Genomic DNA, 11,648 nt, shown 5'->3' on the forward strand with positions numbered 1-11,648 from the left:
GCTTGATGCAGCACTGCTCTCTTCTCAACGCGAACTCATTTCGGCTTGCCCTAACCCCACCTGCTAGGGGGATCCCCAGTGTTGGGATCCAAGGCGCAACTGCCCATTACTATAGCAGAGGCTCCCCCCTCGGCCACAAGCTGCGGTCAAGAGTCGGCTCTCCGGATCTGAAGTTTAGCGTGAAGTAAAGATCTTGTATTGGCTAACACATCTTTGAGCAGAGTACTAAAATCATGCTTAAAGCTAAGGATTTCTGGCAAGGGGATCTCTCAGATCTGTATGAGGATCGTCCACAATGAGGTAGCGCTGCTGGAGCAACCAACCGTTTTGGTGGGGGAGATGGCTTCAGCTCAACACCGCCTGGTGCCGGTGCGGCCAGAAGACGGCGGCTTTTATCCAGAGCATCTCTTTTTGGCTCTGGAGGCCATCCAACTGGGCTACTGGCAACTGGATCTGCGCAGCGGGGAGCTGAGCAGTTCCCCTCAGTGCAAGGCCAAGTACGGACGGGATCCCGGCGAGGAGTTCACTCTGGAGATGTTTTTCGAGAGCGTTCACCCCGAAGATCGCCAAAGGGTGAAGGAAGCTCTCCAGTTGGCGGGGCCTAGAGCATTGGAGGGGGATCCCAACTTTGCCGTCGAGTACCGCGCCCACCTCGCAGACGGGCAGGTGCGCTGGCACCTCTCCCAGGGGATCGTGCTCCTGGGGCCGGAAGGGGATCCCAGCCATATCGTGGGGGTAACCTTGGACATCACCGAGCGCAAGCAAGCCGAGCTGAGGCTGCAGCAACAGGTGCAGCGGGAAAAACTGTTTAACCGGCTCATTCAAGCCATCAGCACCTCTTTGGATCTACCCGCCCTCTTTGAGGTAGCGGTGCAGGAAGTAGGCCAGGTTTTGCAGGCAGCGCGGGTTACCCTTTACCAATATCTGCCTACCGAGAAGGTGTGGGTGGGCATTGCCGGCTATGTTCGCTCCCCCGATGTGCCCAGTGCTCTCCACCTGCGCATACCGGATGATCCAGAGATTCCAGCCATCCAGCACTTCAAGTGGCTGCAAGTTTTTCACGTGGCGGATCCCAAGCAAGTTTCCGATCCCTTTGCATTGGAGGAAAGGCAAGACTGCCAGCTCGGCCCTTGGCTAGGGATCCCGGTGGCCTGTCAAGGGAAACTTTGGGGCGCTCTAGCCCTGAGACGCCTGATCTCTGAACCCGATTGGCAAGAGGAAGAGATCGAGTTGGCCAGGGCAATTGGCAATCACCTGGCAGTCGCCATTCGACAGGCGGAACTTTATCAAAGGCTGCAGCAAGCCAACGTCGAACTGGATTACCAAGTGCGGGTGCGCAACCGCCAACTGCAGCAAGCCTACGAAGACGAGGCCCTGCTGCAACTGATCACGGAAGAAATTCGCTCCAGCCTAGACGAGCACAAGATTTTGGAAACCGTGGCGCAGGAACTGGCCCTCAGCCTTGGCCTTTCCGGCTGCATGATTGCCCTCCATGACTCAGAACGACAGGTTGGCGTTTTGGCCTTGGATTATCGACCTGGAGAAGGGATCCGCCGTTTTCCCCTGGAGATCCCCTTTGCCGATTTTGCCGAGGTGCTCCAGCAGCTTCAGGGTGGGCAGTTCTGCTATTTCAGCAACCTTGGCCACCCCTGCTGGCCCAGCTACGACCGCCACACGCTGCTGGTACTTCCCATTTGCGATGCTCAGGAAGGCGAATCTCTCCTGCTGGGAAATATTTGCGGCTCGCGTCCGCCGGGGCAGGTGTTTGGCGAGCGGGAACAGCGCTTGATGCGGCGGGTGGCCAGCCAGTGTGCGATTGCCATTCGCCAGGCCCGGCTTTTCCAAACCGTGCAGCAGCAGGTGCAGCAGTTGCAGGAGCTCAACCACCTCAAGGATGAGTTTCTGCACATGGTCTCCCACGAGATGCGCACGCCTCTAACCAACATGAAGCTGGCAATTGCTTTTCTCTCCAAGGCCAACCTGACGGAGCGGGAGCGGCGCTACTTGCAGATTTTGGAGATGGAGACCAACCGCGAGCTGGACTTGATCAACGAGCTGTTGGAATTGCAAGCTATTGAAGCCGGAAATAGGGATCTCAATCTAACCTGGTTATCTCCTCAGGAGTGGATCCCCAATCTTTCCGAGCCCTTCCGGCTGCGAGCTGCCCAGCAGAACCAACAGTTTCAGTTGGAATGGGATCCCGACCTTTTGCCCCTCTGCACGGATGAGAGCCTGCTGTCGCGGGTGGTGGGCGAACTTTTGAACAACGCCTGCAAGTACACGCCGGCTGGGGAAAGCATCTGTTTGCGCTTTAGCCAGATCCATCAACAGAACCGTCCCGGCTGGCTGATCGAGGTGCGCAATACGGGAGTGGAAATTCCTCCAGAGGCGCTGCCCCATGTGTTTGAAAAGTTCTACCGCATCCCACAGTTGGATCGCCGCAAAGCCGGAGGGACAGGCCTAGGCCTGCCGCTAGCCAAAAAGGCTATGGAGATGTTAAAGGGATCCCTGACGGTGGAAAGCCGTTCCCGGCAGGTGATTTTCCAGGTGTGGTGCCCCCATCAGGGCAGCTTGTCGGCAACTCAAAACAGAGCCTAGCGCCTTGCGCAGGACTCGAACCTGCAACCATCGACTTAGAAGGTCGGTGCTCTATCCATTGAGCTAGCAAGGCCAGACGCAGAGCCATTATATCCCCGACCCAGTACCCCGACTGGCCTGCCTCTGCCTTGGACTTCCGTATTTTGGCTTGGGCAAGTTGCGCGATTTGACTTAAGGAGCCGGGTCCGGATCCCTTCACCATGAGAATGTTGGCGATTCTGGATTTTGCTTAGGATATGAACGTCAAAGAGATCGTCCGCCAGGCTCTCAAAACGGGGCGCCTAAGCCTCTTTCAGGAAACTTGCCTGTACGAGCTGTTTGAAACCAACTGTCCAGATGAGGAAGACCTGCGGGCGGCAGATGCTTTGATCAATGCCCTTTTGGATGGCGCTGTGCAACGGGAGAGCCACAACTGGGATCCCTGTGCATCGATGCCAGACTTCGCCGCCTTTCCCCTTAAAATTGACGAGCAGAGAACAAAAGAGTACCCATTCAGGGATCCCCTGTAACCAAGCCATCTTGGGGAAGACCCGGCCAAAATGGGTGTTGAAAATCGGGATCCCTATGCCACCGCTCCCTGATCCTGGTTCAGTTGAGGACAAGCAGAGCCCTCCCGGCCTGGGATCCCTCTCTCCGGCGGCCAGGCGTCTGCTGCGCCTCTACCATGGCGGCAGCTTTATCTTTCTGGGCCTGCTGTGGCTGCTGGTCGGGATCCCCAGCCTCTGGGCTTTGCGGGCAGATCTCATCCGCCTGTGGAACCATTTCACCTGGACAGGCCTGCGCTATGCCTTGTTTTACCAGCCCGGCTGGCCTACCTTCGGCCTTTTGCTGTGCGTCAGCTTCACGCTGGGGATCTTGATCGCCCAAAGCCGCTACGAGCTGTTTGGCCTCTATCCCATGGAGCGCCTGATGTTGGAGCGCCAGTCCCGCTGGATTTTGTCTTTGCCCGCCTGGCATCCGCTGCGGCGCTGGCTGGTGCGCACCTTGGATTCCCGCTAGTTGGCCTGGCCGAGAGTTGGGATCCCTGACCAGATGTCCCGTCTTGCCATGGCTGCTGTTGCTCCTTGGCTGAGGTCAACGGCTGTCAGCGCCGGTTTGGAGAAGGTTGCAACACACAGCAGAGTAGCCTGGTAGGCAAATGCTTAAGCTTGCTTCCGGGGCAGCAGTAGAGCCCTTTGGGCTCCGCCTGTCCAAGACCCTGTCTTAGGAGGCACTTGTGGCGGCTAGGGATCGTTGCACAATCCGAGATAGACGAGCCTTCCGACGGGCGGCTGTGTTTTTGTGGAGAACCCCTGTTTTGGCCGCTTTGTCGATGCGGCTAAAGGCAGCGCTCATCGCCGCTTGAATCTCCTGCAGGGTTTCCGGTTGGGGGTTGGCGGCGTAAGTAGAGGAGAGAGAGATCACTTTTTTCATCAGCGCGCGCACCATGGCTTTGGTAGCTTTGTTGCGTAGCCGATTTCGCTCGGCAATCTTGACGCGCTTGATGGCAGATTTAATGCGTGGCATGGTCGAGAGGGAAGCTACGGCGGAGATCTAGCATACCATTAGAGTTTGGAGCTCCACCAGTTCCTGCCTCTCCTACGACGGGATCCCCATGTTTCGAGATTGCAGCTCCCTCCTCTTGTTCAACCCGCCTGCCCTTTTCTATGGGGTTGCCGTTTGCGATGTGGATCGGGACGGGGCTTTTGAGCTGTTTGTGTGCGGCTTCCGCGGCCCGAATCGGGTTTTGAAGTGGAACGGCCAGGCGCTGGTGGATCTGGTGGACGATACTCTGGCCGATGCAGGGCGCATGGCCATTGGGGTGGCTGCCGGCGACTTCGACGGCGACGGGCAAGAAGAACTCTATGTTTTGAATACCGATACCTTCGGCGGGCGCAAGCGCTTTGGGGATCGCCTCTTCGACTGGCAGGGATCCCGTTGGGTGGATCTGTTCTCTCTACCCCACAACCAAGATGCCCTCAACTTGACGGCCGGTCGCTCGGTGGCCTGCGTGGATCGCTTTGGCCAGGGGCGGTACGGGTTTTTCGTGGCCAACTACGGCGGCCCCATGCGCCTTTACGAGCTGGGCTCCAACCAGATGATTGCCGATGTGGCACCGGAGGCGGGGGTGAACCGGGTAACGGGCGGGCGGGGGCTGGTGGCCCTGCCCTTGGTCTCGCAGCGGATGGACATGTTTGCCGTCAACGAGCAGGGGCCCAACTTTTTGTTTCGCAACCGCGGGGATGGCACCTTTGAAGAAATTGCCGCCGAGGTGGGGCTGGCGGATCCCGGCGAGCATGGGCGGGGGGTGGCAGCGGTGGATCTGGATGGGGACGGGCGGCTGGACTTGGTCTACGGCAACTGGGAAGGGCCGCATCGCCTCTGGATCCAAACCCCCGGCGGCATTTTCAAGAACGTGGCCCCCCCAGATCTGGCCAGACCCTCCCGCATTCGCACAGTCATTGCTGCCGACTTCGACAACGACGGCTACCCGGAGCTGTTTTTTAACAACATCGGCGAGCCCAACCGCCTGTTTGGCTGGCGCTCCGGCCGCTGGCAGGCCATTGACATTGGAGAGGCTGCCGAGCCGCAGGGATTGGGGACGGGAGCGGCAGTCGCCGATGTGGATGGGGACGGTCGCCTGGAGCTGCTCATTGCCCACGGCGAGTCGGGCGCCCAGCCCCTGAGCTTCTACCGCCCCCTGGCTAATGGCAACAACTGGCTAAGGGTCTTGCCCCTCACCCGCCAAGGATCCCCGGCCCGCGGCGCCCTGGTGCGGCTGATCACCTCTACCCGCACCCAGATCTATCCCATCGATGCCGGCAGCGGCTACCTCTGTCAGATGGAGCCAGTGGCCCACTTTGGCCTGGGATCCGAAACGCTGGTCAAGGAAATCCAGATCCAGTGGCCGGACGGAAAACAGTTGCAGGTGGCTCGCCCGCCGGTCAACCAGCTCCTGCGGATCCCCTATCCTGGCTAGCTCCCCTGAGAGATCTACTCAGCGGAGCCTGAGATCCCTGCCCATTCCGGCTGCACGGGGCGCTGCCAGTGTTCCCACCAGGCCAGCACCTCAGGTGAGCTGCCGTTGGCAGGAGCGGGGAGGGGGGGAGAAGGGGGTGTCAGCCAACCGACAGGCGTGGGGATCAGGCAACTGGGGTGGAGAGGGCGCAAATCGCGGTAGTGGCTGCTGCGGATGGCTAGGATCTCCTGCTGGATGACCTCCAGGGGCTCGCCCAGCTTCAGCAGCACATGGCTGCACAAGCCCAGGCTGGCCTCAAATTCCGGGTGGACGACTTCTCGGGCTCCCAACTGATAGAGCTGCTCAATGTCCTCTTCATGGGTGGCCCGCACCACCACATCCAGGTGGGGCGCCAGTTCCAGCGCCCGTTTCAGGCAAAGGCGCATGCTCAGGCGATCCGGCAGGGCGATCACCAAGGCGCGGGCTTGGTGCAGGCCAGCTTTCTCCAGCACCGGGGCGCTGGCAGCATTGCCGTAGAGATAGGGGATCCCGCGCGAGCGCAACTGTTGGATCACCCGTTCCGACTGGTCAATCACCAAAAGGGGATGGCGACGGGCTTCCAGGATGCGCACGATGTCTTGCCCCACCTGTCCATAGCCGCACACCACCACGTGCCCCTCTTGGGGAGCGTCGGGAGCCAGAGCGCGGGGCTGCTCGCTCCCTTCCAGCCAACGGGCCCAGAAGGGGATCCCTTGTAAGTTTGCCAGCAGTCGCGGCGCGCCCCTGAGCAGAAAGGGAGTGACGAGCAGGGTAACAGCGGTGGTGCTGACGATGAGCAAATAGAGTTGCCGCGACACCAGCCCCAGCGCCTGCCCTTCACTGGCCAAGACAAAGGAGAACTCGCCGATCTGCGAGAGGCCCAGCCCCACCAACACCGCTGAGGGGAGCGGGTAGCCGAACAGACCGGCCAAAGGGGCCACCAGGCAAAACTTGCCCACCATCACCAGCCCCACTAACCCTAGGATCAAGGGCAGGTGGGCGGCGATAAAGCTGGGATCGATGAGCATGCCAATGGCAGCAAAAAAGAGGGCGGCAAACACATCCCGCAAGGGCTCTACGTAAGCCAGGGTCTGGTCGGCGTATTCCACTTCTGAGATCATCAGCCCGGCGATAAAAGCCCCGATCTCACTGGAAATGCCCAGCCGCTCCGTCAACAGGGCAATCCCTACGCAGAGGCTGATCACCCCCAGCAAAAACACTTCTTTGCTCTCCTGCTGCGCCAAAAGCCGCAGGAAAGCGGGCACCAGCCACATCCCGCCCACCACCGCCCCCAGCCCCACCAGGCCGATTTCTGCCAGCGCCTTGGCCAGGGATCCCGCCAGCTCCGGCAAAGGACAATCCAAAGCCGGCAACACCGCCAGCATCAGCCCTACCGCCAGATCCTGCACAATCAAGATCCCCAGCATGGCCTGAGCTTGGGGTGTGCCCATCTGGTTGGTCTCGATGAGGCTTTTGAGCACCACCGCCGTGGAAGACAGAGAGAGCACCGCCCCCAGGAAGATCCCCTGCACCGGCGTCAGCCAGCCGCTGGCCACCGCCAGCACCGCTGTGATCGCGATGGTCAGGCCGATCTGCAAGGCACCGCCGCCAATGGCGATCCCCCGCACCTGGCGCAATTCTTTGAGGGAAAACTCCACCCCCAAAGTAAATAGCAAAAAGGTCACCCCAAACTGGGCCAGGGTTTCCACCTGCACCAACTCCTTGATCCACCCCAGCCCCGCCGGCCCCACCAGGATCCCGGCCAGCAAATACCCCAGTAACACCGGCTGCCTCAACAGGGAGGCCAAAAATCCGCCCGCCGCCGCTGCCGCCAACACCGTCACAATGTCCAAAATCAGGCGAAAGTCTTCCTGCACCGAGACACCCCACCAGGAGTATGAACTTTTGTAGCCGATCCTGAGGATTCTTCCACGATACTGCTTTCTTCGGCCTTGCGGACAGACTGGGCCCAACCCAAAGCGCTGCAAACCGGCTCCCAAAGAGGATGCCGCGTCATTCAGCCTGGGTTGTTGGATAGCTAGAGGGGGAATCAGGAGAAATTTTTGTTAAAAGTTGCTGACAACACCCCAAAACCGTAGCTTATAATACAGAATGTAGACAGAAATCGTTCATCCTTTCGCCTGCCGTTTGGCTCATCGTGGGGCGAGATGGCGGCCAGAGGACGGAAGTAGGGAATTATCCCGAAGGAACGCGCCTCAAACCTTGTGACTGTCCAGGGGACATCCCAGGTCACTTCTCAACTCAGGAAGTGAAGTGGATACAGACCATTACATTTGGAGGCGAAAATCATGGAACTCTCTTACCGTGGCGTTGGTTACACCCACTCACCGGCGACGGTGACTGTTTCTCCGGGCAAAGTGGGGGGTCGCTATCGGGGGCTGGACTGGCGGTTCCGCCACCTGAGCAAGCCGGTGGTTTTGCCCACTAACCTGAACCTGCTCTATCGAGGCGTGGCCTATCGTACCGAGGCTGCGGCAGCGCCGGCTCCAGCCGCTCCGGTGATGGCAGCTGCTCCGGAGGCGGGCCGTTCCCATATTCTGGACGAGTTGGCTCGCCGCCTGATGATGGGTCATCAACGCGCGATTCGGATTCGGCAGCAAGCCATGTTGGTGCGCGGCACGGAGCAGGTTGGGCTGCACGTCAATGTGCGCAACTTCTGGAACCGCATCCAAGGAAAGGTGCATCCCACCTTCCGTCTCACCTATGACCGCAGCCGAGTCAGCATGAGCTGACTCACTTGTAGCTGTTGATGCTCTGGCACAAGCCTAAGGATCCCGGCCGGGATCCTTTTTTTTGGGTGCTGTTGACGATGGGGTAGCCCAGGGGAGTGTGGAAACAGGGATCCCAGTAGGCTGCAGGGGGCAGCCACCCTTGGGTCGAGCGGCTCGTGGTGGGTGGGATGGCTGCTAGGCCCGCCGGAGGGGGTGGGGGGATCCGACCCCCGCTGTCGTTTAGAGGGGCTCCCCGACCATGATCAAAGAGCTGGTGAGGCGTTCCAGGATGCGGGTGGTCGTGTCGCTGAAGGATAGGCTCCCGCTGGGGTTGCGCCGCCGAAAAGAGGGCAACACCACCAGGTCAAACCCTTGGGCCTCCTGCAAGAGGGCTTCGACGACATCGTCGCTGGCCAAGACCTTTACCTGGACAGGGCAGCTCAAGTCCGGCTGTTGGGCCAGGGACAAAAGCTGCGCCTCCAGCCACTGGCGATCGCTTTCGGGGGTGCTGGCGAGGCAGATGTGGAGCAAGGTAACCTCTCCCTGGTTGGCGGCAGCCAAGATCTCGGCTAAGCGCACTGCCCGAGCCGCCTGCGAGCGAAAGTTTTCCAGCGCCACCAGGATCCGCCGCAGCTTGTGAGAGGGCTGGAGCAGGCGCGCCACGGCAACCGGGCAATGGGCGGCCCAGAGGACGCTATTGATGACACTGCCGAAGAGGCGGGCCCGCAAGCGGGTGGGATCGCTCCAGCCCATGACGATGAGGCTGGCGTTCTGCTCACGGCTGGCGTGGTTGATCCCTTGGGCAACGTGGCTGTCGATGCGGCTGAGGGGGGTAACTTCTACTCCCAAGGCCTGACAAAACTCCACTGCCCGCCGCAGCAGACCCTCGCCGTGTTCTAGAGAGTCCTGCAGCAAGGGAGAGTCCATGTGCAGGTGGCCGGTCGCCACCGCGAGGGGAACCACCCGCCCGCCCTCGTGCTTGGCCAGGAGGCAGGCCATCTCCAGCAGGTTTTCCTCGGTTTCGGGATTGGCCAGCGGCACCACGACCACGTAGGGCGGGGAAGGCGGCGCTGCAGAGGCGGGAGCGACCCCTGCGGCAGATGGAAGCCGACCCTGTTCCTCCTCCATAGCCATTTGCGTGGCCGCCCGACTGGTCAAAATTGGGCCCAGGGTGGCCGTAACCAACATCAACACCACCACGCTGTTGAGCACCTCTGCATTGAGCAACCCCACGCGGTACCCCACCAGGGTTGCCGCCAAGGTGGCCGCCACCTGGGGTAAGGAAAGCGACCACATCATCAGCTTTTGCGCCGGGGTGTAGTGGTAGAGCCACTGACAGAGTTGGGCGGCAGTGTATTTGCTCAGGGTCAACCCCAGCAGGATACTCAACATCAGCCAAAGGGAGCTGAGGGTTTGTAGAAAGGCGCGCAGGTCGAGCAACAGCCCTATATCCACAAAAAAGACGGGGATGAACAAGATGCTGCCGACAAAGACGATCTTTTCTTTGACAGAGCCCTCCCGCAGCACATCGTTCACGGCTAGCCCCGCCAGAAAGGCGCCGATGATCTTCTCTACCCCAATCCATTGCGCCCCTAGAGCTGCCACAAACAGAGCCAGCAGCACAAACAAAAATTGGTTGCCCTCTTCGCTGCCGGTTACACGAAAAAACCGCTGCCCCAGCCAGTCCACCCCAAACAGCACCGCAGCCGCATACAGCAGCAGGGATCCCAGCAGCCGCATCACGCTCCAGAGGGAAAACTCGCCGCCGTGGATGCCGACGCAGACCGCCAAGACCAGCAGCGCGGCAATGTCGGTGAAGATGGTGCCGCCGATGGTGACCAGCACCGCCTCGTTTTTCACCAGGCCATAGCGGCTGACGATGGGGTAGCCCAGGGGAGTGTGAGAGGCAAACAGGGATCCCAGCAGGATGGCGGCGTTCCAGCCGAAGCCAAATAGCCGCCCAATGGCAGTGCCCACGGTTAGAGGGATGGCAAAGGTCAACAAGCCAAAGGTGGCGGAGCGGTTGCGGGTCTGCCGAAATTGCTCCAGGTCGATCTCCAGCCCGGCCACAAACAGCAGGTAGACCACGCCGATATCCGAGAGCAACTGCACCGTCGGCAGCTTTGAGCTCAGCAGGTTCAGCCCCTGCGGCCCCAGGGCGATCCCCGCCGCCAAAAGGCCCACCAGCCCCGGCAGGCGCAGCCGCTCAAAGAGCAGCGGCACCACCAGGATCACCCCCAGCAGTAGAGCAAACGAGAGGATAGGCTCCTCTTGCAAAAGTGAGCGTATGGCCTCCATCGGCCAGGCCCCTGGCTGGACGTCTCCCTAATTATGGAAGCAATCCTCCCAACTAGCCACGGGGAGACCTCGCCCGCCTCAACCCTCCCTTTCCAGGCTGGGAAAGTCCCTGCTGGCGATCCCGACTTCAGCAGCTTGGGATCCCTCCCTATTCCCAGAACTGGGCGAGCCTTAGAGAAACTGGTGGCTTTCCGGCTGCAACACCACCTCGTTGGGCACGGCATTGGCAGGCAGCGTGAGGACAAAGCGAATGGCCTCGGCAGCCGTGGTGGGGCTGAGCATTTTGTCCCGCTGCACCTTGAGGCTGATGGGATCCCAGAAGGGCGAGTCAATGCCGCCAAAGTAAAACAGGGTAAAGCGCACCCCAAAGCGCTTCAGCTCATCGGCCATGCACTTGCTAAAGCCGACCACGCCAAATTTGGCGGCACAGTAAGCTGCAGCCATAGCCATAGGGTGACGCCCAAGAATGCCGGGGAAGTTGAGGATGTGGCCGGATTTTTGCTCCCGCATGGCGTTGGCCGCCAGTTGGCTGGTGTAGAAGCTGCCCTTGAGGTTGACCTCCAGCATCTGCTCCAGGTCGGCAGGGGTAATTTGCGGGGCAGGCTTGAGGATCCCAGCCCCCGCCAGGTTGATCAACACGTCGATCCGCCCATGCCTTTGTAGGGTTTGGTTGACAAGGGCCTCGACCTGGCTGTAGTCCGTCACATCGGCAGGGATCCCCAGCCCGGAGGCAGCCCCCAGGGACACCGCTTTCTCCGCCAAGGTGGAAAGGGGATCCTCTCGCCGCGCCGCCAGCACCAGATGGGCTCCGGCCTGGGCCAACAGAGGCACAAGGGCGCTGCCAATACCCCCTGTGGCCCCTGTAATCAGAACAACCGCCTGGGACAATGAGGAAGACACGTTACGTTTTTTAAACTCTTCCTCTCATCATACCCAGGGAGTGGCCTTGAGGGGCGATCCGGAGAGTTAACGTAAGGTGCGGAATTCCCCACCGTCTATACGGTGGGGATGGATAGCACCCTCTGACTGATTCTGGATGTATT

Annotated in this window: 9 protein-coding genes, 1 tRNA gene and 1 riboswitch; of the genes, 5 read left to right on the forward strand and 5 right to left on the reverse strand. The window is 60.3% G+C overall.

Features of this window, described 5'->3' with window-relative positions; all coding sequences use genetic code 11:
* Positions 1-279: 279 nt before the first annotated feature.
* Entirely contained in the window at positions 280-2,598 is a 2,319-nt protein-coding gene (locus NW851_RS11740; protein ID WP_414338723.1) for a GAF domain-containing protein, read from the forward strand.
* Here NW851_RS11740 and NW851_RS11745 read toward each other — a convergent pair.
* Positions 2,599-2,671, reverse strand: a tRNA-Arg gene (locus NW851_RS11745).
* Between the two features lie 163 nt (positions 2,672-2,834).
* Here NW851_RS11745 and NW851_RS11750 point away from each other — a divergent pair.
* Together NW851_RS11750 and NW851_RS11755 are read left to right on the forward strand one after the other, a co-directional pair.
* Entirely contained in the window at positions 2,835-3,107 is a 273-nt protein-coding gene (locus NW851_RS11750) for a hypothetical protein (protein WP_414338726.1), read from the forward strand.
* A 55-nt stretch (positions 3,108-3,162) separates the two neighbouring features.
* On the forward strand, positions 3,163-3,597 hold the full coding sequence (locus tag NW851_RS11755) for a hypothetical protein (RefSeq protein ID WP_414338729.1): 435 nt from the start codon (positions 3,163-3,165) through the stop codon (positions 3,595-3,597).
* A gap of 204 nt (positions 3,598-3,801) precedes the next feature.
* Here NW851_RS11755 and rpsT read toward each other — a convergent pair whose 3' ends face one another.
* Positions 3,802-4,104: a 30S ribosomal protein S20 gene (rpsT, locus tag NW851_RS11760; RefSeq protein ID WP_414334928.1), complete on the reverse strand. Its 303-nt coding sequence runs from the start codon at positions 4,102-4,104 to the stop codon at positions 3,802-3,804.
* A gap of 88 nt (positions 4,105-4,192) precedes the next feature.
* Between rpsT and NW851_RS11765 the strand changes: the two genes are divergently transcribed.
* Complete coding sequence (locus NW851_RS11765; RefSeq protein WP_414338732.1) at positions 4,193-5,557, forward strand: CRTAC1 family protein; 1,365 nt, start codon at positions 4,193-4,195, stop codon at positions 5,555-5,557.
* Positions 5,558-5,571: 14 nt separating this feature from the next.
* On the opposite strand, the gene NW851_RS11770 is transcribed toward NW851_RS11765, so the two are convergent.
* Positions 5,572-7,452 carry a cation:proton antiporter gene (locus NW851_RS11770; protein ID WP_414338735.1) on the reverse strand — a complete coding sequence of 627 codons (1,881 nt, stop codon included), beginning with the start codon at positions 7,450-7,452 and terminating at the stop codon, positions 5,572-5,574.
* A gap of 247 nt (positions 7,453-7,699) precedes the next feature.
* A riboswitch (Glutamine riboswitch) is annotated at positions 7,700-7,791 on the forward strand.
* A 93-nt stretch (positions 7,792-7,884) separates the two neighbouring features.
* On the opposite strand from NW851_RS11770, the gene NW851_RS11775 reads away from it, so the two are divergent.
* Positions 7,885-8,328 (forward strand): DUF4278 domain-containing protein, encoded by a 444-nt coding sequence (locus tag NW851_RS11775; RefSeq protein ID WP_414334931.1) that lies wholly within the window; start codon positions 7,885-7,887, stop codon positions 8,326-8,328.
* Positions 8,329-8,547: 219 nt separating this feature from the next.
* Here the strand turns inward: NW851_RS11775 and NW851_RS11780 are convergent, their stop codons facing one another.
* Positions 8,548-10,605, reverse strand: a complete 2,058-nt coding sequence (locus NW851_RS11780; RefSeq protein ID WP_414338738.1) for a cation:proton antiporter — start codon at positions 10,603-10,605, stop codon at positions 8,548-8,550.
* Positions 10,606-10,776: 171 nt separating this feature from the next.
* Positions 10,777-11,505: an SDR family oxidoreductase gene (locus tag NW851_RS11785; protein ID WP_414338741.1), complete on the reverse strand. Its 729-nt coding sequence runs from the start codon at positions 11,503-11,505 to the stop codon at positions 10,777-10,779.
* Positions 11,506-11,648 lie beyond the last annotated feature (143 nt).

The sequence above is a fragment of the Synechococcus sp. H55.7 genome (genome assembly GCF_047462395.1).
GTDB lineage: Bacteria > Cyanobacteriota > Cyanobacteriia > Thermostichales > Thermostichaceae > Thermostichus.